General features: G+C 64.4%; 27 protein-coding genes, 1 tRNA gene and 2 pseudogenes. 20 read left to right on the top strand and 10 right to left on the bottom strand.

Annotation, left to right across the window (positions count from 1 at the left end; translation table 11 throughout):
- Position 1: 1 nt before the first annotated feature.
- The 13 genes and pseudogenes from GR303_RS12280 to GR303_RS24730 all read left to right on the top strand — a co-directional run.
- A complete protein-coding gene (locus tag GR303_RS12280) occupies positions 2 to 478 on the top strand; it encodes a TIR domain-containing protein (protein WP_161725857.1) in 477 nt (158 codons plus the stop codon).
- Between the two features lies 1 nt (position 479).
- Positions 480 to 848, top strand: coding sequence for a DUF4031 domain-containing protein (locus GR303_RS12275; protein WP_161725858.1), 369 nt, complete (start codon positions 480 to 482; stop codon positions 846 to 848).
- The gene (locus GR303_RS12270; RefSeq protein WP_161725859.1) at positions 841 to 996 is read left to right on the top strand and encodes a hypothetical protein; all 156 of its coding nucleotides are present in this window, start codon (positions 841 to 843) and stop codon (positions 994 to 996) included. The genes GR303_RS12275 and GR303_RS12270 overlap by 8 nt, the downstream gene beginning before the upstream one ends.
- Positions 989 to 1,987 carry a phage Gp37/Gp68 family protein gene (locus GR303_RS12265; RefSeq protein ID WP_161725860.1) on the top strand — a complete coding sequence of 333 codons (999 nt, stop codon included), beginning with the start codon at positions 989 to 991 and terminating at the stop codon, positions 1,985 to 1,987. The genes GR303_RS12270 and GR303_RS12265 overlap by 8 nt, the downstream gene beginning before the upstream one ends.
- Positions 1,984 to 2,502, top strand: coding sequence for a single-stranded DNA-binding protein (gene ssb, locus GR303_RS12260; protein ID WP_161725861.1), 519 nt, complete (start codon positions 1,984 to 1,986; stop codon positions 2,500 to 2,502). Before GR303_RS12265 ends, ssb begins: the two co-directional genes overlap by 4 nt.
- 37 nt (positions 2,503 to 2,539) lie before the next feature.
- Positions 2,540 to 3,325, top strand: coding sequence for a hypothetical protein (locus tag GR303_RS12255; protein WP_161725862.1), 786 nt, complete (start codon positions 2,540 to 2,542; stop codon positions 3,323 to 3,325).
- Positions 3,318 to 3,533 (top strand): hypothetical protein, encoded by a 216-nt coding sequence (locus GR303_RS12250; RefSeq protein ID WP_161725863.1) that lies wholly within the window; start codon positions 3,318 to 3,320, stop codon positions 3,531 to 3,533. The genes GR303_RS12255 and GR303_RS12250 overlap by 8 nt, the downstream gene beginning before the upstream one ends.
- Positions 3,523 to 3,825, top strand: coding sequence for a hypothetical protein (locus tag GR303_RS12245; RefSeq protein WP_161725864.1), 303 nt, complete (start codon positions 3,523 to 3,525; stop codon positions 3,823 to 3,825). Before GR303_RS12250 ends, GR303_RS12245 begins: the two co-directional genes overlap by 11 nt.
- A gap of 91 nt (positions 3,826 to 3,916) precedes the next feature.
- Complete coding sequence (locus GR303_RS12240; RefSeq protein WP_161725865.1) at positions 3,917 to 4,360, top strand: hypothetical protein; 444 nt, start codon at positions 3,917 to 3,919, stop codon at positions 4,358 to 4,360.
- Positions 4,357 to 4,893, top strand: a complete 537-nt coding sequence (locus tag GR303_RS12235; RefSeq protein WP_161725866.1) for a hypothetical protein — start codon at positions 4,357 to 4,359, stop codon at positions 4,891 to 4,893. The genes GR303_RS12240 and GR303_RS12235 overlap by 4 nt, the downstream gene beginning before the upstream one ends.
- Positions 4,886 to 5,161: a hypothetical protein gene (locus GR303_RS12230; RefSeq protein ID WP_161725867.1), complete on the top strand. Its 276-nt coding sequence runs from the start codon at positions 4,886 to 4,888 to the stop codon at positions 5,159 to 5,161. The genes GR303_RS12235 and GR303_RS12230 overlap by 8 nt, the downstream gene beginning before the upstream one ends.
- Positions 5,158 to 5,481 carry a hypothetical protein gene (locus tag GR303_RS12225; protein ID WP_161725868.1) on the top strand — a complete coding sequence of 108 codons (324 nt, stop codon included), beginning with the start codon at positions 5,158 to 5,160 and terminating at the stop codon, positions 5,479 to 5,481. Before GR303_RS12230 ends, GR303_RS12225 begins: the two co-directional genes overlap by 4 nt.
- A gap of 305 nt (positions 5,482 to 5,786) precedes the next feature.
- Positions 5,787 to 6,788 (top strand): annotated as a pseudogene (locus GR303_RS24730) (recombinase family protein); the annotation flags it as partial.
- 24 nt (positions 6,789 to 6,812) lie between these two features.
- On the opposite strand, the gene GR303_RS24725 reads toward GR303_RS24730, so the two are convergent.
- From GR303_RS24725 to mnmA, 5 genes are all read right to left on the bottom strand, one after another.
- On the bottom strand, positions 6,813 to 7,193 hold the full coding sequence (locus GR303_RS24725) for a hypothetical protein (RefSeq protein ID WP_246726439.1): 381 nt from the start codon (positions 7,191 to 7,193) through the stop codon (positions 6,813 to 6,815).
- A 169-nt stretch (positions 7,194 to 7,362) separates the two neighbouring features.
- Positions 7,363 to 7,439: transfer RNA gene (locus tag GR303_RS12215), tRNA-Met, on the bottom strand.
- Between the two features lie 184 nt (positions 7,440 to 7,623).
- On the bottom strand, positions 7,624 to 7,842 hold the full coding sequence (locus GR303_RS12210) for a hypothetical protein (RefSeq protein ID WP_161723492.1): 219 nt from the start codon (positions 7,840 to 7,842) through the stop codon (positions 7,624 to 7,626).
- A 94-nt stretch (positions 7,843 to 7,936) separates the two neighbouring features.
- Positions 7,937 to 8,578 carry a class I SAM-dependent methyltransferase gene (locus tag GR303_RS12205; protein ID WP_161723491.1) on the bottom strand — a complete coding sequence of 214 codons (642 nt, stop codon included), beginning with the start codon at positions 8,576 to 8,578 and terminating at the stop codon, positions 7,937 to 7,939.
- A gap of 21 nt (positions 8,579 to 8,599) precedes the next feature.
- Positions 8,600 to 9,754 (bottom strand): tRNA 2-thiouridine(34) synthase MnmA, encoded by a 1,155-nt coding sequence (gene mnmA, locus GR303_RS12200; RefSeq protein WP_161723490.1) that lies wholly within the window; start codon positions 9,752 to 9,754, stop codon positions 8,600 to 8,602.
- A gap of 231 nt (positions 9,755 to 9,985) precedes the next feature.
- Here mnmA and sciP point away from each other — a divergent pair, with 231 nt between their 5' ends.
- Both sciP and GR303_RS12190 read left to right on the top strand, forming a co-directional pair.
- Complete coding sequence (sciP, locus tag GR303_RS12195; RefSeq protein ID WP_009763782.1) at positions 9,986 to 10,261, top strand: CtrA inhibitor SciP; 276 nt, start codon at positions 9,986 to 9,988, stop codon at positions 10,259 to 10,261.
- 204 nt (positions 10,262 to 10,465) lie between these two features.
- A pseudogene (locus GR303_RS12190) lies at positions 10,466 to 10,720 on the top strand (helix-turn-helix domain-containing protein); the annotation flags it as partial.
- A 10-nt stretch (positions 10,721 to 10,730) separates the two neighbouring features.
- Here the strand turns inward: GR303_RS12190 and GR303_RS12185 are convergent.
- Both GR303_RS12185 and GR303_RS12180 read right to left on the bottom strand, forming a co-directional pair.
- Entirely contained in the window at positions 10,731 to 11,558 is an 828-nt protein-coding gene (locus tag GR303_RS12185) for a class I SAM-dependent methyltransferase (RefSeq protein WP_161723489.1), read from the bottom strand.
- Entirely contained in the window at positions 11,555 to 12,568 is a 1,014-nt protein-coding gene (locus GR303_RS12180; RefSeq protein WP_161723488.1) for a lysylphosphatidylglycerol synthase domain-containing protein, read from the bottom strand. The genes GR303_RS12185 and GR303_RS12180 overlap by 4 nt, the downstream gene beginning before the upstream one ends.
- A gap of 184 nt (positions 12,569 to 12,752) precedes the next feature.
- Between GR303_RS12180 and GR303_RS12175 the strand changes: the two genes are divergently transcribed.
- Entirely contained in the window at positions 12,753 to 13,376 is a 624-nt protein-coding gene (locus GR303_RS12175; RefSeq protein WP_161723487.1) for a GNAT family N-acetyltransferase, read from the top strand.
- 56 nt (positions 13,377 to 13,432) lie between these two features.
- Here the strand turns inward: GR303_RS12175 and GR303_RS12170 are convergent, their stop codons facing one another.
- Positions 13,433 to 13,822, bottom strand: a complete 390-nt coding sequence (locus GR303_RS12170) for a flagellar export protein FliJ (RefSeq protein ID WP_161723486.1) — start codon at positions 13,820 to 13,822, stop codon at positions 13,433 to 13,435.
- 519 nt (positions 13,823 to 14,341) lie between these two features.
- On the opposite strand from GR303_RS12170, the gene ctrA reads away from it, so the two are divergent.
- Positions 14,342 to 15,043 (top strand): response regulator transcription factor CtrA, encoded by a 702-nt coding sequence (gene ctrA, locus GR303_RS12165; protein WP_161723485.1) that lies wholly within the window; start codon positions 14,342 to 14,344, stop codon positions 15,041 to 15,043.
- 79 nt (positions 15,044 to 15,122) lie between these two features.
- Here the strand turns inward: ctrA and chpT are convergent, their stop codons facing one another.
- Positions 15,123 to 15,764, bottom strand: a complete 642-nt coding sequence (chpT, locus tag GR303_RS12160) for a histidine phosphotransferase ChpT (protein ID WP_161723484.1) — start codon at positions 15,762 to 15,764, stop codon at positions 15,123 to 15,125.
- Positions 15,765 to 15,935: 171 nt separating this feature from the next.
- On the opposite strand from chpT, the gene GR303_RS12155 reads away from it, so the two are divergent.
- The 3 genes from GR303_RS12155 (at position 15,936) to GR303_RS12145 (ending at position 18,716) form a co-directional block, all read left to right on the top strand.
- Positions 15,936 to 16,769, top strand: coding sequence for a 3'(2'),5'-bisphosphate nucleotidase CysQ family protein (locus tag GR303_RS12155; protein ID WP_161723483.1), 834 nt, complete (start codon positions 15,936 to 15,938; stop codon positions 16,767 to 16,769).
- Between the two features lie 180 nt (positions 16,770 to 16,949).
- Entirely contained in the window at positions 16,950 to 17,552 is a 603-nt protein-coding gene (locus tag GR303_RS12150; protein ID WP_161723482.1) for a DUF1134 domain-containing protein, read from the top strand.
- 156 nt (positions 17,553 to 17,708) lie between these two features.
- Positions 17,709 to 18,716 (top strand): coiled-coil domain-containing protein, encoded by a 1,008-nt coding sequence (locus GR303_RS12145; RefSeq protein ID WP_161723481.1) that lies wholly within the window; start codon positions 17,709 to 17,711, stop codon positions 18,714 to 18,716.
- Positions 18,717 to 18,732: 16 nt separating this feature from the next.
- Here GR303_RS12145 and GR303_RS12140 read toward each other — a convergent pair whose 3' ends face one another.
- A complete protein-coding gene (locus GR303_RS12140) occupies positions 18,733 to 19,086 on the bottom strand; it encodes a hypothetical protein (protein ID WP_161723480.1) in 354 nt (117 codons plus the stop codon).
- Positions 19,087 to 19,107 lie beyond the last annotated feature (21 nt).

Below are 19,107 nucleotides of genomic sequence, written 5' to 3'. Positions count from 1 at the left end.
CATGAAGCGTCGTATCTACGTTGCATCGTCCTGGCGGAATGCATTACAGCCCGACATTGTAGCCGCTCTCAAGGCAGATGGTCATGAGGTTTACGACTTCAGGAATCCTGCACCAGGCGAGAGTGGTTTCTCCTGGTCTGAAATCGATCCTGATTGGCTGGCATGGTCGCCAGAACGATACGCTGAGCATGTGCGGCAGAGCCCAATTGCTAGACACGGTTTCAACCGTGACAAGGCTGCACTCGATTGGTGCGACACCTGCGTTCTTGTCCTACCCTGCGGGCGCAGCGCTCACCTAGAGGCCGGCTATGCGGCAGGACAAGGCAAGCGGACGATCTTCTACCTGCACGAGGACCGTTTTGAGCCGGAGCTGATGTATCTGCTCGGCCACGGATTTGTCTCGTCTATCCCTGGTCTCCTGCAGAGCTTGCGCCTGCCTGACAACGACTTCTCAGTCCTTAATGCGGTGGAGGGTTGAGATGACTGTCTACGTCGACAGCCTGCGCCTGCCCTATCGCGGCATGCTCATGTGCCACATGTTCGCGGATTCGCTGGATGAGCTGCACGCCATGGCCGACCGCATCGGCGTCGCGCGCAAGCACTTCCAGAAGCCGCCGAAGGCCAGCTGGCACCACTACGACATCTGCCTGACCAAGCGCGCCAAGGCCGTGCGCTGCGGCGCCGTCTCCACCGACCGCTACGGCGCCAGCGAGTTCATGGCGCGGAAGAAGGGCGACCAGGCGACGCTCGAGCGCATCAGGCGGCTGCGCGAGCGGAAGAGCGCAGCCAGGCGCCAGCCGGAGCCAGCAACGACGGACCTGTTTTCGCGGGGAGCGGCCCATGCCTGATCTCCTGCGCCTTGTGCCAGTCCTCCCCGTCGACGTGGTCGAGACCCTCGTCGGCTACCTGCTCGGCGGCGGCCGCACCGTGCTCGCCGCCGCCGGGCTCTTTTCCTGGCTTTACCCATACAAGGTATCGGAGGACTCCGATGGGTGACAAAAGCGCCATCGAATGGACCAACGCCACATGGAACCCGATTGCCGGCTGCTCGGTCATCTCGCCCGGCTGCGCCAACTGCTACGCGATGAAGATGGCATCCCGCCTCGTCGGCATGGGTGTGGAGACCTACGCGGGGCTGACGAAGGACAGCAACGCGGGGCCGGTCTGGACCGGTGCGGTGCGTCTGGTGAAGGACGCGCTGCTCAAGCCCCTGCGCTGGAAGCGTCCGCGCCGGATCTTCGTCAACTCGATGTCAGACCTCTTCCATGAGGCCGTGCCGGACGAGTGGATCGACAGGATCTTCGCCGTTATGGCACTGGCACCGCAGCACACGTTCCAGGTGCTGACGAAGCGCGCCGACCGGATGCGGGCATATCTGGAAGATTGCCGCAGACAAAATGGCCGACAGCACCTTATACGCGCGGCGATCACTGATCTCGCAGGAAGCCGGAATGCCCCAGGAGTAACCGAGGCATGGCTCCGCATCTCAGGCGCGGAAGAGAATTGGAGCCCCCTCCGCAACGTGTGGCTCGGCGTTTCGGCCGAAGATCAGACCCGCGCGAACGAGCGGATCCCCGATCTGTTGGCCACTCCTGCAGCAGTGCGCTGGGTCAGCGCCGAGCCGCTGCTCGGGCCGATCGACTTCATGCGCATCAACCGCCCCGCCCCTCTCGGCTCTATGTCGGCATTGCTCTGCGAGGAAGATCAAAGGGCGTGGTTGAATTGGATCGTGGTCGGCGGCGAGAGCGGCCCTGGCGCGAGACCGATGCATCCGGATTGGGCTCGCTCCATCCGTGATCAGTGCGCGACTGCAGGCGTGCCGTTCTTCTTCAAGCAATGGGGCAACTATCTCCCAGCCGGACAATGCATGGCAGACGGGCGTCCATGGTCTCCAGTCGGCGGCCCCAGCCTTCACGCGGTCAAGGCTCTCACCGGCCGCCTGCTCGATGGCGTCGAACACAACCAGTACCCAGGAGCATCCAAGTGAGCGGATCCGTCAACAAAGTCATTCTCGTCGGCAACCTGGGGCGCGACCCCGAGGTACGCCGCCTCGGCAACGGCGACCCCGTCGTCAATCTTCGCATCGCCACCTCCGAGACGTGGAAGGACAAGGCGACCGGCGAGCGCAAGGAGAAAACCGAGTGGCACTCTGTGGTGATCTTCAACGAGCATCTCGCCCGCGTGGCCGAGCAGTACCTGAAGAAGGGCGCCAAGGTCTATGTCGAAGGGAAGCTGCAGACACGCAAATGGACCGACCAGCAGGGCCAAGACAAGTGGACCACCGAAGTGGTGCTTCAGCGCTTCGACGGTGACCTGACCATCCTCGACAGCCGCCGCGACGGCTCCGGCCGGGACGATCAATACACCGAGCAGCAGAACGACCGCTGGGGTGGCCGCTCTAGCGATGGCGGACAGAGCTACGGCGATGCCAAGGGTGGCAGTCCATCCTCCTCCGGCGCCAGCTTCAACCGCTCCGACATCGACGACGACATACCGTTCTAGAGCACCACCCTCGCCACCCTTTCAGGGAAGCCCGCTCATGACCTTCGAGGAATTGATGTCCGACCTTCGCCAGCAGTTGCAGTTGCCCGGCCCGATCACGATCAGCCGCGACGACGCCCGGGTGATTATCGAGAGCTTTGAGGAGCTGACTTCCACCCCCACACCCTCACAAGGAGAGCATGCGGAGCTGGTGGAGAGGTACTTCACCTCTCTCGATGCTACATCCGGCTACTGCACTGTTCAGATGGTAAAGGACGATGAAGGCGACTGGGTCCGCTACGAGGATTACGCCTCCCTCACCGAGAGGGTGAAGGAGCTGGAGGGAGCCGAGGCGAGCGATCTTGTTCGCGCCAACATCGATCTTCTTGAACGGAGCCGACAGTTGGAATGCCAGAACGCCACCCTCCGCTCAGAGTACGAGAGACTGCAACAGCGGGTGAAGGAGCTGGAGGCTCTGAATGATCGTGCCTGCGATCTCAATGATGCTTTGTTCCAAGAAAATACAAACCTGAAGGTAGATATATCCACCCTCCGCTCAGAGAACGAGACGCTCAAGCGGGAGAACGAGCGCGTGAACAAATTTGCGGCCGATAACTTTGCCAATTCCTTTGACTGGCAGGGTATGGTCGAGATCGCAAATGCACGCGCCCTTGCCGCCGAGGCCCGCCTGGAGGCCATGCAAAAGGCGCTGGAGGAGTTCTGCGACGCAGCGCGGTACGATGCCACGATGGAAGGGCCGAAGTTCAAGGGGGGGGATCTGTCGCGGCTGAACCGTGCAAGGGAACTCGCTCACGCCGCCCTCACAGGAGCAGGCCATGAGTAGGCTGACGGAAAAGCAGATGCGGACCCTCCGGTGGCTCGCCGGGGACAAGAGCATCCACGAGCGTCTATTGCCGCGCAAGGGCGGTGCACGAAAGGCTGTCATTCGCAGCCTGATCGACGGCGAATTTATTGCGGCTGATGGATGGACCATCACCGAAGCAGGCCGCACCGCCCTCAAGCAGGAGAAGGAGCCCTCCCATGACCAGTGATGTTCTCCTCGCCCTCAAGACAAGGCTGGAAGAGGCAGGTGGATTATCGCCCGATGCTCTCCAGTTCTTGGCCGGCTACTTCGCCATGGGGCCAAGGTCCGAGATCATATCACACGAACCTCATACAACCCTGACCAAGCAACTGGCAGCCTATGAAGAGTGCTTGGACGCAGGCCTTGTCCAATGGGAGCGCTACAACGACCACGGCTCCATTCGGATTACCGCGACGGCTAAAGGTCATCATCTCGCACAAGAGGCGTTTCGCGCCCTCATCGCCCAGGAGCAGCCATGAGCCGCTACTTCACATGCCGCTGTGTCCATTGCGGCAAGACGTTCCACCGCAGCATCCCGTCGCCGGTTTGCGCTGACTGTGAGAGGAAGAAATGAGCGATCTATCCATAGAGGCTCTTCGCACTGAAAACATGCGGCTGCGCGAGGAGAACAAGCGGCTCACAACCCAGGCAAGGGTGTTCGAGACCGAGGTCAATGACCTGAAGACTCTTGATACCCACGCCGAATGGCAGCGCCTTGATAAGCTGCTCGCCGAGGCTGAAGCTGCGGCCAGCATGGTCTCCTACCTGCGCCCCGAAGTCCTCGCCTTTGCTCTCCTGATGGAACAGCAGCTTCGCGCCAACGACCACAAGCCAGGATGGAAGAACGACGCCCCGGTAGTGCTGATGGATAGGCTGCACGAAGAGGCCGCCGAACTCCACGAGGCTCTGAAGCAGGGTGACTACCGGGAGCATATCGCTTTGGAAGCCGCCGACGTGGCGAACTTCGCCATGATGATCGCGGATGTGTGCGGGTGCTTGGGAGAGAAGCCATGAGCACGAAGCTGAGAGAGGCTTTCGAACATTGGGCTTCAGATGAAGGGAAGTCGCCGGAAGCCGTAAAGCGCAACCCTGATGGACACTACCGCTTGGGCAGCACGAATATGTATTGGCGGGCGTGGCAGGCCGCATGGCAAGCGGCCCAGGCCGCCCTTTCCGCTGAAGGACAGGGGCGGGAGGGTTGGGTGCCCGTTAGTCAGCGCCTCCCGGTCTACGGCGAGGGACGACGGGTGGTCGTCCACACAGACGGCTATGATTTCGCGGGTGAACAGTTCTTCGACATTAAGGCAGATGCGCTCACCGAATGCGGCGACGAGGATCTTCCTCATTGCGGAGACAGGGAAGTGGCCGCCCGCGCCTCGCATTGGATCTACGTCGAGGACTTGGCCCATCGTATTACCGCCCCTCCCCCGGTCAGCGGAGAGGGTGGGGGTGGCCCTCCTTCGGGCCAAGGCCCTCATCGGGAAAGCTCAAGCAGCGTTGAGGCAAGCCGCCAGGTCGTGCCGGGTGAGGAGGTGCGCGATGGGTGAAGCAAAGCAACGTATGAAGCTGGCCGCCCCGTCAGGAGCCCACAAGGCATTCCATGCCGACTTCGCAGACCTGATGAAGAAGCACCTTGCCGACGAGCCTGCTGAGATCGTTCTGGCTATCGCAGCTTACGCGGTCGGGCAGATCATCGCCATGCAGGACCAGCGCCGCATTACTCCGCGCATGGCCATGGAAATCGTCTCCCGCAACATCGAAGCCGGGAACGCTCACGCTATCCAATCACTCGACAGCACTGAGGGCAACGCATGACCCCGAAAACCACACTCACGGATGGCTCACCAGTCACGCCCGATCATCGCGAGATTGATCCGAGAACCGGAATGCAGAAGGGCTATGTGGTCCTGTCAGCCGAGGAGCGGGCCAAGGGTTTCGTCCGCCCCGTGCGCCGGACTTATCGGCATCTCAAGTGCAAGGGTGTGACCACGATGGGACAGGCTCTTGCCGAGACTTACGCCCGCGATCCCTATTTCTACTCTGGTACGTTCTGCGCACATTGCGGAACGCACTTTCCGGTTGGTGAGGATGGTGAGTTCGTATGGGATGGCACTGACGAGAAGGTGGGAACATGACCCCACATCGCGACCGGGTTCGTCCTGGAACACCCCTTTCCCGAGGAGCCTCGCCAGAGGCGACGGAGGGCACCAGGGCATCAGAGGCAAGACGCCAGGTCGCGCCGACTCTGCTCGACGCTGCCGAGTAACCGCTAGGGCCCGCCTCCAGCCATGTCCGCTACCCGCCCCGCCATCAAGCCGCCCGAGCGGCCCCTTGATCCGGACCTCGTCCGGCTCATAGAGGCTCTTGCGGAAGCGAACGCGCTCCGCGATCATCGCGCGGCGGTGGCGGCTCGCGAGGCTGCGGGGAAGGCAAAAGGACGATGAAGCGCGCGGCGATCTATGCCCGGTACTCGACTGACCTGCAGAACGAGCGATCCGTCGAAGATCAGGTCGCCCTCTGCCGCGCCTATGCCGAGCGTGAGAAGCTCCAGATCGTAGCGACCTTTGACGACCGGGCCCGCTCCGGCGGCTCCATGCTGGGACGCGACGGGCTGATCCAGATGCTCGCCCAGGCCAATTCCGGCGCCTTCGACGTGATCGTCGTCGAGGCCCTCGACCGCCTGTCCCGCGACATGGCCGACTTGGCGACGATCCATAAGCAATTGAAATTCAAGGGGATCGAGCTGCGGGCTGTCCATGACGGACGCGCAGACACGGTCCTCATCGGCCTTCGCGGTTTGGTCGGCCAGCTCTTCCGGGAAGATGGGGCTAAGAAGGTCCGGCGCGGGATGCAGGGCGTCGTCAGGGAAGGACGGCACGCCGGCGGCAAGCCCTATGGCTACCGCACCAGCACGATGAGAGGCCGCCTCGAGATCGATCCCGTGCAGGCCGCCGTGGTGCGGCGGATCCTGACCGAATATGCCGACGGCCGTCCGCCGCGGGAGATCGCGGGCGACCTGAACCGGGAGGGCATCGCTCCGCCAAGGGGGCGCACCTGGAATGCCTCCACGATCAACGGCAGCGGCCAGCGAGGGAACGGGATCGTTCGCAACGAGATCTATATCGGCCGGATCGTCTGGGGGAAGGTCCGCATGGACACCAACCCCGAGACCGGCCGTCGGATCTCCCGGCCGGCGGACGGTTCAGAGGTCATGACGGCGGACGCCCCGGAGCTGCGCCTGGTCGACGACGCGCTCTGGCAGAGGGTTCAGGCCATCAACGAAGCCAAGGCCGCGCTCAAGTCCCATCAGAAGCGCCGGCCGCCGCACCTGCTCTCCGGCCTGCTGCGCTGCGGATGCTGCGGCTCGGGCATGTCCGTCCATGACCGAGACAAGACCGGAAAGACCCGGGTCCGCTGCTCGGCCGTGCGCGAGAGCGGCGTCTGCACGAATCGACGGATCATCTACCTACCGGCCATCGAGCGGGCCGTGGTCGATGGCATGAGGGAGCAGCTGCGGGATCCGCGCTATATCGAGATCTACGTCAGGCGCTACAACAGCGAGCGGCAGCGTCTTGCCTCCACCGCCGTGAGAAACCGCGCCAGCCTCGAAGCGCGGCTTGCCGAGCGGCAACGCGAGTTCGACCGGGTGATGAACGCCTATGTCAAAGGGTTCATCACGGAGGCCGAGGCTGAGCAGCAGATCCCGGAATTGCGCAGGGAGCGCGACCGAATCGCCGCAGAGCTCGCGGCGGCGGGAGAGGACCCGAAGGTGCTGACCCTGCACCCGGGTGCGATCAACGACTATCTGAGGCAGGTCGATGAACTTGCCGCGACGCTGGCGGACCATGCGCACGAGGGCATGGACAAGCTAACTCAGATGTTCCGCTCGCTTGTCCACAGCGTGACGGTGTATCCGAACGGACCACGCGAGGGATTCGAGGTGGAAGTGAAGGGCCGCCTGGCCGAGTTGGTCGGCGGCCATGCCTTCCCCACAGGCCGTTTTAGTGGGGTGAACGTGGTAGCGGAGGAGGGATTTGAACCCCCGACACAAGGATTATGATTCCTCTGCTCTGACCAACTGAGCTACTCCGCCCCAGGCAGCGGGGCTTGGCCCCGCGTCAGGCAAGCGCGATATAGGGAAGATTGCCCCCGGGTGTCAAGGAAGACGCGCGGCCGGGCTGCGGATTTGTGGCAACCCGGTCTGTCACCCGAAATAAGAGTGGGGAAGCGATCTGCCTTGAGCCGGAGCCGAGAATCGGCCGGGCTTCGGAGGCCGATCAGCCTTTGGCCTTCATCCGCCAGAGCTGGAAGCCATCGTTCGAGACCGCCTGCTCGATCACCTTGCGGGAGAACTTGTGCGGCGGCGCCTCGCGCGAATTGAGCGTGCCGGTCAGGCCCCAGGGCGCATACTTGGCCGGCAGCTTCGTGCCGGATTCGTCCGCTGCAAAAGCGTGGAGATCATCCTTGGCCTGGGAGGTGAACATGAAAAGGCGCATCGGAAGTGCTTTCGTGATTGGAGGGCCCCTGTCCTCTAGATAGGGTCGGGACCGAGAAAGTCACCCCGACGGCATCGAGGTGCCGGGAGGGCTCTCAAGATTTCTTCTTGATTCTCATCAGCTTGAAGAAACCGGCCGGGAACAGGGACCTGAGCTCCACAACCTCCATGCGCCCCGTCCGTCTGGCCCAGTCCTCGACCCGGGCGGCCTTGAAGGAGGAACTCCAGCCGATGGCCTTGGCCACGGGAGCGACCATCTCCTCCACCGCTGCGATGGGGCCGGAGGGCTGGCCCCAGTGATTGGCCAGCACGATCTCCCCGCCTGGCTTGAGCACCCGCATGAACTCGTCGAGGGCCATCTCCGGCTCGGGAACCAGGGTGATGATGAACTGGGCCGTCACCGCATCGAAGGTTTCATTGGAAAAGCCGAGGCGGGTGACGTCCATCACCTGCAGGCTCTTCACGTGGGTGAGGCCCCGCTTCTCGACCTTCTCCTGAGCGCGGCGGAGCATGTCCTCGGACAGATCGACCCCATAGACCTCGGCGTGCTTCGGATAGTAGCCGAGGGACAGCCCGGTGCCGACGCCGGCCTCCAGCACCTTGGGGCCGCAGACGACGGCGGCGTTCACGGCGGCGCGGGCGGCCGGCTCGGTCAGCTTGTCGTAGACCAGGTCGTAGATCGGTGCCCAACGCGCATATGCCTTGCGCATCAGGACGGTGGTCGCTCCATCCGTCATAAAGATCCCTTCGGTCGGCACTCAGGCCGCTGCGGGCGCGACCTCGGCCATTGTTCGAGCTATGGTGCCCCCGCCAAGCACACGTGCCCGGGGAGCATCGCTCTCATAGATGACACAAGCTTGACCGGGAGACACCCCGTCTTCCGCCGATAACAGCTCGACAGTAGTGCTGGTTCCTGTGGATCGCAGGATGGCCGGGCGCGGCTCCCGGGTGGAGCGGACGCGCACGGCGACCTCCATGCCCTTCTCGCCCAGAGTTTCGAGCGGCACGTCGCCGAGCCAGTTCACGTCCGTCACGCGGATGAGCCGGGTGGCGAGCGCCTCCCGGGGACCGACCACCACGCGGGCCTCCTTGGCCTCGAGGCGGACCACGTAAAGCGGCTCGCCGACGGAAAGGCCAAGGCCTTTCCGCTGCCCCACCGTATAGTGGATGATGCCCTCGTGGCGCCCGAGCACGCGACCGTCCACATGGACGATCTCGCCGCCCTGCACGGCGCCGGGCTTCAGGCGCTCGATCACGTCGCTGTAGCGGCCCTGCGTGACGAAGCAGATGTCCTGGCTGTCGGCCTTCTCCGCCACGGTGAGACCGAACTCGCGCGCGAGCTCCCGGGTCTTCTCCTTGGGCAGCTCTCCCAAGGGGAAGCGCAGGAGGTCGAGCTGCTCCGGCGTGGTGGCATAGAGGAAATAGCTCTGGTCCCGGTCCGGGTCCGCGGCGCGATGAAGAGCGCGGCGCCCGTCGGGAAGGCGGCGGCTCGCCACGTAATGACCCGTCGCCAGCACGTCGGCGCCGAGCTCCCTGGCCGTCTCCAGGAGGTCGCGGAACTTGATGGAGCGATTGCACTCGACGCAGGGGATCGGCGTCTCGCCCGCCAGATAGCTCTGGGTGAAGCGGTCGATCACGGCCTCGCGGAAGCGGGCCTCGTAGTCGAGCACGTAATGGGGGATGCCGATCGCCTCCGCCACCCTCCGGGCATCGTAGATGTCCTGGCCGGCGCAGCAGGCGCCCTTCCGGTGGGCAGCGGCGCCGTGGTCGTAGAGCTGTAGCGTGATGCCGATGACGTCGTAGCCCTCGCGCTTGAGCAGGGCTGCGACCACGGACGAGTCCACGCCGCCCGACATCGCAACCACGACGCGGGTCTTCGAGGGTTCGGTGGGAAGATCGAGTGAATTGAGCATCGTTCCGTCCAGAGGCGCCGTTCAAGGCGGCGCACGGGAGGGGCCAAGGCCCTTCTATAGCGATTGCAACCGAATTCTTAAAGAGAAACTCCGTCGCAATAAGGCGACGTTAACGATTATGGCTAAGCTTAGGCCCTCTCGTAACCGCCTGATGGGGCTTAGGAAAACATTAAGTCCCGTCGCGTAGGTTCGAGCCTGTCAAAGGTCGTTGAATTTTTGTGTGAGCGTATCATGACCGAACCCCACCGCCCAAGGGTCAAGTATGTCATTGGGCCCGACGGCAGTCCCCTGACGATTGCCGATCTGCCTCCCTCCAGCACCCGCCGTTGGGTCATCCGCCGCAAGGCCGAGGTTGTCGCCGCGGTTCGCGGCGGCCTGCTCAGCCTGGAGGAAGCCTGTCAGCGCTACACGCTGACCACCGAGGAGTTCCTGAGCTGGCAGATGTCCATCGACCAGCACGGCCTCGCCGGCCTGCGGACCACCCGGATCCAGCAATACCGGCAGTAGGCTTCCCACCTGACCCGATCAAAGGCGCCGCTCACCCGACGGCGCCTTTTTCACAAGGAGCGCCGAAGCGGCAAGGATCGATCCGGCGTTAAGACCTTCCTAACCATGAAATGAGCATAAACTCCTGAATCGCTCCCCTACAGGCAGACCCGCATCGTGCTCGGCACCCAGGATATGTCCGAACTGCAAGGCTTCCCTCAGGCCGGAACCTCCCTCTCCTCCCCTGCTGCACCAGATCACGCCAGGGACGCCTTCGGCGAAGCCCTGGTCGGTCGGACCCTGGCCGATGTCGAGCGGCACCTGATCCTCGACACCCTGGCCCATTGCCTAGGTAACCGGACCCATGCCGCGCGCCTTCTCGGCATCTCCATCCGCACCCTGCGCAACAAGATCAATGCGTATATGGAGGCCGGCATCGCCGTGCCCGAGCCGGGGCAGAGGCCGGGCTCGGCAGCCTGAGCTTCAAGCCTTACAGCTTCCGCAGCCAGAGGCTCGTCTCATGAGCCCCGGGAGTCAGCGGCAGCTCGGACAGGATGCTCCCGGGGAGCGCCGCCCCCTGCTTCCTCGCGACGTAGTGGCTAGCAAACACAAGCTCGTATCCCTGCCCCTGCAGCAGGGCGCCCACCAGCGCCTGCTCGTTGTAGCCCCGCCAAGCCCAGGCCTCGGGGTAGCGGAAGGGAAGCGCGATGTCGTGAACATGGACCAGCGTGCCGGAGCCCAAGCGCGGCAGCACATCGAGAAACAGGCGGTCCACGTCCGTTCCGGGCATCGCGATGTGGCTCGAATCGATGAACAGGATGTCGCCGGCCGAAAGGGTCTCGAACAGGGCCGGATCGGCCTCCTGCAGGAGCTCTTGCCGATGCTCCACGTCAAGCCTGCTCAGGCTCGCGCGGGGGGCCGGATCGATGCAGATGATGCGGGTGGGAAGCCCCCCGTCCTGGACGGCCTGGGCCATGAAGCGGGTCGAATGACCTGAGCCGACCTCCACGATCCGGCGCGGCTTTTCCCGGCGGACGAGGGCGTAGGCCGCAGCCGCGTCGAGCCGGGGGAACCAGCTCTGGTCGAAGCGGGCGGGGCCTGCGCCCTTCAGGATGGAGCGCAGGCTGCCCGCATGGCTTTCGATGGCCGCCAGCACCTCGGCGAATTGCGGCTCGGCGCGCTCGAACAGGGGACGCAGCGCCGGGTAGTCCAGGGGCTCGACGCTCGCGGCATAGCGATAGGGGATGAAGAAGCCGAGGCGTCTGATCCCGAGCAGCGTCGACAGGCCGAAGCGCAGCCTGCGCCAGGATGCCGTCATTGGTCGGACGAAGACAGGGGCGGCGGCGGGACGGAACCGTCCGCCACGGCCATGCGGCCGCGCCAAGCCTGGGCGAGCCGTGCCCGCTCGTACATCAGGACGACCACAAGAGACAGGCCGAACGGAATCAGCAGATAGAACAGGCGGAAGATGATGAGCGCGGCCAGGACGTCGGCCTTGGGGATGTCGGGCATGGCGGTGAGAAACACCAGCTCGAACACGCCAAGCCCCCCGGGAGCATGGCTCACTAGGGCCGCGGAGAAGGAGGCCAGGAAGACGGCGAGCACCACGACGAAGCTTGGCTCGAGGTGAGCTGGAAGCGCGAAATAGATGATGCCGGCAGCACCCAGCAGTTCCAGAGGCGCGGCGATGAGCTGCCGCACCATGATGGCCGGGCGGGGATATTCCAGCTTGGCCTTGCGGATCACCAACGGCGGAAGATGCAGGACGGATCCGATCACGTAGAGCGCCACGAAGCCGAGCAGCAGAAGGCCGACGATGCGGGCCGTGGCCGGATTGGTGAGCATCGAGGGGAGAAGCTCCTCCAGCCTGTGAAGGAGCGTCGGGTCGACCACCAGGACAACGCCGCCGAGCAGGATGGTCCCGAGACCGAAGGTGAAGGAGCACAGGGCCACGAGCACCGCGATCTGCGGCGCGCTCAGCCCCTTCGACGTATAGGCCCGGTATCGCACCACGGCGCCGGAGAAGACCGACGCGCCGATGTTGTGGGACAGCGCATAGGTGGTGAACGACGTGACGGACACGAAGAACCACGAGATGTGATGGACGCCCAGATGCAGCAGGGCGATGCGGTCGTACCAGGCCAGCGCCGCATAGGCGAAGAGGGTCGACAGGGCAGCCAGCGCATAGCGGTGGGGAGGAACGGCGGTCAGGCTGTCCCACACGTCGTCGAGGGACATGCCGCGCAGCTCGCGGTAGAGAAGCCAGCCGGACACGACCACTGCCAGCAGCCCGATCACGGGCCAGATGAACTCACGCACGTTCTTCATTGAGCTGGCAGGTCTCCCTCTTTTTTCCTTCTGTGCCCACAATCCCTTGCCTTCGCAAGGAGATAATGGCCTCTGGGAGCATGACATAACGTCCAATCCGGAACTCTTGCGAAGGTATCGGGTGACAACGCAGGGGAATGGCCGTATCAGGCCCTCCCGGAGAAGGCTCGAAAGACATCGGCGCATGACGGCTGAACTGACAGCGGCTCTCAACCTCAACGGCTATACGGATCTTCCCGCCGGCAAGATCGCGACGGTGGTGACGTATCTGGAAATGAGGGCACCGCCTCCCCTGCCGCGGTTCTCGCTTCCCGGGGGATGGACGCTCCAGCGCATCGACGGCGACCGGGCGCGCTACCGCGCCCTGTTCCGCAGGGTTGGCGAACCCTGGCTGTGGTTCAGCCGGGCCGTGATGCCCGATTCCAGGCTTGCGAGCATTCTCGACGATCCCGCGGTCGAAGCCTATGCCCTCCACGATGGACAGGCCGATATAGGCCTCATGGAGCTGGACCTCCGGTCCGGCGGGGAGGCCGAACTCGCCTTTCTCGGCCTCGCTCCCGGATTCACGGGGCAAGGGGCTGGCCGCCTCCTGATGAGCGAGGCGATCGCCCGCGCCTTCTCCAGGCCGATCCGGCGCCTCTTCGTGCATACCTGCACGCTCGATTCCCCCGCCGCCCTGCCCTTCTACATCCGCTCCGGCTTCACGCCCTACAAGCGGGCGCTCGAGGTGGTGGACGATCCTCGCCTCCTCGGCCTTCTTCCACGGGACGCTGCTCCCCACATCCCCATCCTTGCGCCCAGCCCATGAAGAAAAGGCGCGCCGTTGCCGGCGCGCCTTGTTTGGAAAATGTCTGGATCGAGGCTTCAGGCGGTCGCGCGCACGGCACGTCCCTGCCCGACCTGGCTGATGGCGGCATCGATCGAACGCTCGCGATCCTCCAGGCTTTCGGCACGCTTCAGCTCTTCGTAGGCCTCGCCGAGTTCGGCTTTCGCATCGTCGAGCTGGATGTGAAGGTTCTGAGCCGAGAGGCGGAGATTGTCCCGCCGTTGGGCTGCAGCGCGCGCATAGGTCGGATAGGCAAAGTGGTTCGGGTCGGCGATGCCGGCCTTTTGCTCCTCCGCCGCGATCTCCCGGTCGAGATCAGCCGCCATCCGGTCGAACTCGGCGATCATCATTTCGATCTGAGCCACGCGGCGACGCTTCTCGTCGACCTGAAAGCGCTTGAGGCGGATGAGCGTATCCCGCGACTTCATCTTGATTCAACTCCACACGTCGCTGTTTCAACTCATCCCACGGATCGCTCAGTTATCCGCGAGACATGCGACACCATCGCCCATGGAGGTTGAGCTTTCCTTACCGCCTGCGGCAAAAAATTTCCTAGCCTCCTACGCCCATGAGGCGGCTTTCCCCTGCGAGACCTGCAGGTTCGAGGCGCGTAAACGTTTCGTTTACCGATTTCGTTAAGACTGGGGCGGTCACGGGTACGGCTTCCTCGGATCCGCTCCCGGACTCAGCTGAAACGCTTAGGCTGCAAGCTTTTGGGATGTTGTGAGGCGGTTCCCCATGGTGACCCGGAATCCACAGGATGATCGCCTTTCGCACCCGATCGACCGATTGAGGTCGTTAAGCGCTTGCGTCCGAGAATCAGGGTTTGTTAACCATTCTGAACTAGCGTTTCGAATCAGTTTAAAAGGGCATCCGTCGCGAGCCCAGCGGCGGGTGGACAGCCTTCCGCTGTTCGCAAGCTCAAGGGCCGGGGCTGGGGATTGAACATGCGCGTACTTCTGATCGAAGACGACAGCGCGACAGCGCAAAGCATCGAACTGATGCTGAAGTCCGAGAACTTCAACGTCTACACGACGGATCTCGGCGAAGAGGGCATCGACCTCGGCAAACTCTACGACTACGACATCATCCTTCTCGACCTGAACCTCCCCGACATGTCAGGCTACGAGGTGCTGCGCACGCTGCGCGTCGCGAAGGTGAAGACGCCGATTCTCATCCTCTCCGGAATGGCCGGCATCGAGGACAAGGTGAAGGGTCTCGGCTTCGGTGCGGACGACTACCTGACCAAGCCGTTCCACAAGGACGAGATGGTGGCCCGCATCCATGCCATCGTGCGCCGCTCGAAGGGCCACGCGCAGTCGGTCATCACCACCGGCGACCTGATCGTGAACCTCGACACCAAGACGGTCGAAGTCGCCGGCGCCCGCGTGCACCTGACCGGCAAGGAATACCAGATGCTGGAGCTTCTCTCCCTGCGCAAGGGCACGACGCTCACCAAGGAGATGTTCCTCAACCACCTCTACGGCGGCATGGACGAGCCGGAGCTGAAGATCATCGACGTCTTCATCTGCAAGCTCCGCAAGAAGCTCGCCAACGCCTCGCAGGGCCGCAACTACATCGAGACCGTCTGGGGCCGCGGCTACGTGCTGCGCGAGCCCACCGAGGCGGACGAGCGGATCGCCATCTGACGGCGCCCGAACACGCGCATGAAAAAGCCCGGCCAGGTGCCGGGCTTTTCTTTTGCAGGCCGAGGAGTGCGCGTCCGCTTCAGGCGGTCGCGGCCTTGATCGTCACCTCGTCGCCGTCGATGGAGAACGAGACATTCATGTTCGACGCACGCGCCACCATGCCGGCGTAGTAGGCCTGGATCCCATGCGCATCGACGGTGCCGCTCTCCGAATTGCCGCCGAGCAGCGCCTCCGCATGGACCGGGATACGGGCATTGAGCCCCTTGGCGAGGATGGTGAAGGCGCAGGCCTCCGCATCGCCCGTGACGGTCACCGCAATGGAGCCGCCGCGCGGGATGGCCGTGGTCGCGATCATGATCAGGTTGAGCAGGAGCTTCACCCGGTTCTTGGGGAACAGGAGCCTCGGCGAGGACCAGGAGAAGCTGATCTTGTCGTCGAGGAAGAGGCCGCGGGCCACCTGCTCCGCGTCGCCGAGATCGATGGAGGCGCCGGCAGAACCGGCGGCGCCGAAGGCCAGCCGGGCGAACTGCAGGCGGGCCGAGGCCTGGCGTGCGCTCTTCTGGATCAGGTCGAGCGCGAAGTCGCGCATGGAGGCGTCGCTGTCGTCCTCCAGAACCTCCAGCCCGTTGACGATGGCTCCCACCGGCGAGATCACGTCATGGCAGACGCGTGAGCAGAGAAGGGCGGCGAGGTCGAGCGAATCGAGGGAAATTGTGGCCATGAGGGCTCCGGAGGCACCGTAAGGTCAGCTAATCATTCATGAAATCGGAATTTCGACGGGCATGAATACAGCCAAACAGGAAAGAGAACGTGAACCGGGATACCCGGCTCCGAGTTCTTTGAAAAGCGGGCAAAAGAGATCGACAGCTCCCGCGGGAACAGGCACAAACCCATGATGCGCTTCGATGGTCAGAACGCCGACGAAATCGCCCTGAGGCTCGCCCACATCGCCTGGGAGGCGGGCCGCGTCCTGCGCGGCATGGAAAACGCCTTGCTGGACAAGCGCATCAAGGATGACGGAACGCCCACCACGGCGGCCGATCTCGCCGCGGAGCAGCTGATCATCCAGCGCCTGGACGAGGCCTGGTCAGGCGTTCCGGTCGTGGCGGAGGAAACCGCGAGCACGGCGCAGACGGACGATTGCTTCTTCCTGGTCGACCCCCTCGACGGAACGGGCGACTTCATCCACGGCACCGGCGAGTACAGCGTCAACATCGCCCTGATTCGGGGCGACCGGCCGATCGCCGCGGTAGTGTCGGCCCCGGCCATGGGATCGATCTGGATCGCCGGCGAAAAGGCCCTGACGAGCCCCCTCCCCAGCGGCGAGGGGAACGGGTTCGACTGGCGCGAGGCCAGGGTGCGCCCCGCCCCTGAAAGGGACCTCGTGGCGCTGGTGAGCCGCCGTCACGGCGACATCGCCACGGAAGCCTGCCTCTCGGTGCTCTCCATCGGCACCCGGCGCATGACCTCCTCGGCCCTGAAATTCTGCCTCATCGCCTCCGGCGAGGCGGATGTCTACGTGCGCTGCGGCCCGACCATGGAATGGGATACGGCGGCGGGAGACCATATCCTGACCCGCGCCGGCGGCAGCGTGGTGGGGCCGGGAGGCGCTCCCCTCACCTACGGTCACGAGGAACGCGGCTACCGCAACGGTCCCTTCGCCGCCATCGGCGACGCGGCCCTGGCCCCTCGCCTCGACCTCCCCGTGTCAGCCTCCGTGGCCTGATCTGGTCTTGCAAGACTACCTGCAGGTCGGACGCTGCTACGCAAATCGCCGCGCCGCTACTGCGTACCATTATCCGTACAGAGATTGTTAGGGTTGCTGCCCGTAAGGTTCGAGCCTCGATAGCAGCCTTCCGGTCTGCCAGGGCCGGATTGTTCCCTGTCTCATGCGAGGAGATAGCCCATGCGCTCCCGGTCCACCCTTCTAGCGGCTGCGGCCTTGGCCGCCCTTGTCGGAATCCTGCCAGGGCAGGCCTCGGCCCAGACTGTCCAGCGCGCCTATGCGAGCAATCCCGGCAACCCCAACTCGTTCAGCTCCAACGAGCTCGTCGAGTCGGGGCATCAGTTCTTCGGCTCGGCTTCCCGCGGCCTGGCGCTCGCGCTGCAGGAAGCCATCCGGCGCTGGGGCGAGCCCAACGGCTACATCCTGGGCCAGGAGGCTTCCGGAGCCTTCTTCGGCGGGTTGCGCTACGGCGAGGGCAAGCTCTTCACCCGCAATGCCGGGGACCGCCGCATCTTCTGGCAGGGTCCGTCCCTCGGCTTCGACGTGGGCGGAGACGGTGCCCGCACCATGATGCTGGTCTACAACATGCCCTTTACCGACGCCCTCTATAAGCGTTTCGTGGGCATCGACGGCTCGGCCTATTTCATCGGCGGCTTCGGCGTGACGGCGGTGGCGGCGGACGAGATGATCGTGGTGCCGATCCGGGCCGGTGTCGGCGCCAGGCTCGGCGTGAACGTGGGCTACCTGAAGTTCACCTCCGAGCCGACCTGGAACCCGTTCTAGGATCATCCTGCGGATGCGGGCCTCTCCGCCAGTGGAAAGAGGCCCCGAATGCGCTACAACGGGCGCTCTGGGGCCTTCATGGCTCTGGAAAGCTGCGCGGGCACAAGGCAAGGTGCTTGAGCGTTACCGGTCGAGCATCTTGGAGTTGGCGTCCGCGTGATCGAAAGCATCATGATCTTCGCGCTGGGGTTTGTCGCGGCATCCCTCATCGCGCTTCTCATCATTCCCGCCATCAACGCCCGTGCGGAACGCCTGGCCCGCCGCAGGGCCGAGGCGCTCTTTCCCATGTCGATCTCGGAGCTGACGGCGGAGAAGGATCACCTGCGGGCGGAATTCGCCGTCCTGCAGCGTAAGATCGAGCGCAAGGCCGAGGAGGCCCTCGCCTACAAGCGGGAGAGCATGGAGGAGCTCGGGCGCCGGGCGATCCGCATCGATGCCCTCGAGACCACCCTCGCCGAACGGGACCGCACCGTCGCGCAGCTCGAAACCGACCTGGCCCAGACCCAGACCCGCCTCGCGGCGACCGAGGAGGATCTGGCGCAGACGAGGACCTACCTCGCCAGCACCCGGGAGACCCTGGCGGCCCTCGAGAACGCTCACCGGGCGACCCTCAACGAGCTCTCCAACACCCGCATGGAGCTGGAGCTCACCCAGCACGACCGCTCCAGGACGAAGACCGAGCTCCTGCACGCCGAGGAGAAGATCGCCCGCCTGGAGGCGGACCTGGCCGACCAGGAGCGCCGCCTGACCTCGGCCCTGAGCGATCTCGACACCAAGCGCATCACCATCTCGGATCTCGAAACCCGCCTTATGACCCAGACGGCCCGCGGCAACGACTTCGAGCGGGCCCTGGGCGAGCGGCACAGCGAGCTCTCGGAGGAGCGGCTGCGCCTGGCGGAGCTGGCCAAGAGTCTCGCCGCCGAGCAGGAACGCGGGCTGATCCTGGAACAGCGCATCCGGGAGATCGAGGGCGAACGGGATGAAGCCCAGAACCGACTGACGGCTTTGGAGGGCTCCGACAGCGGCAACGAAGAGCTGCGCCGCCAGATCTCGGAGGTCGCCGCTCAGATCATGAAGAGCGGCAATCCCCAAGCCGAAAATGGAAAGCCCCGCGAGAACGGCCGTTCCCGCGAGGGCAAGAGGCGCCGGTCGGCGGGCAAGTAGCCGCGCCGGCCTCGATCTACTTCGGATCCACCCGTGGGTCGCCGCCGGGGCTTCCCGGAGGCGGGATGACCGGGGTGGTGCCCGGATCGGGCACGGGCGCCGGCACGGTGATGTCGGGGGTAGCGGTCTCCGGCGGCCGGATCACCCCGTCGGTCCGCTCGAGCTTGTCGCTCAAGGTGTTGGTCGAGCCCGTCTCGGACGGACCGTTGCTGCCCGACAGGTTGCTGTCAGGCTCGATCTTCTCGGCCGGCATCTGATGCGGCAGAGGCATGTTCGGAGCCTGTTGATTGAGAACGCTGGGGTTCTGCGCCAGGGCCGCCGTGCCGAGGCAACCCGTCAGGATCGTGGAGAGGACGAGCAGACGCTTCATGGATCGCTCCTTTGGGGAGGC

The organism is Microvirga arsenatis (assembly GCF_009910705.1).
GTDB lineage: Bacteria > Pseudomonadota > Alphaproteobacteria > Rhizobiales > Beijerinckiaceae > Microvirga > Microvirga arsenatis.
Note: the sequence above shows the minus strand (reverse complement) of the source record. Positions and strands in the feature narration are given on the sequence as shown.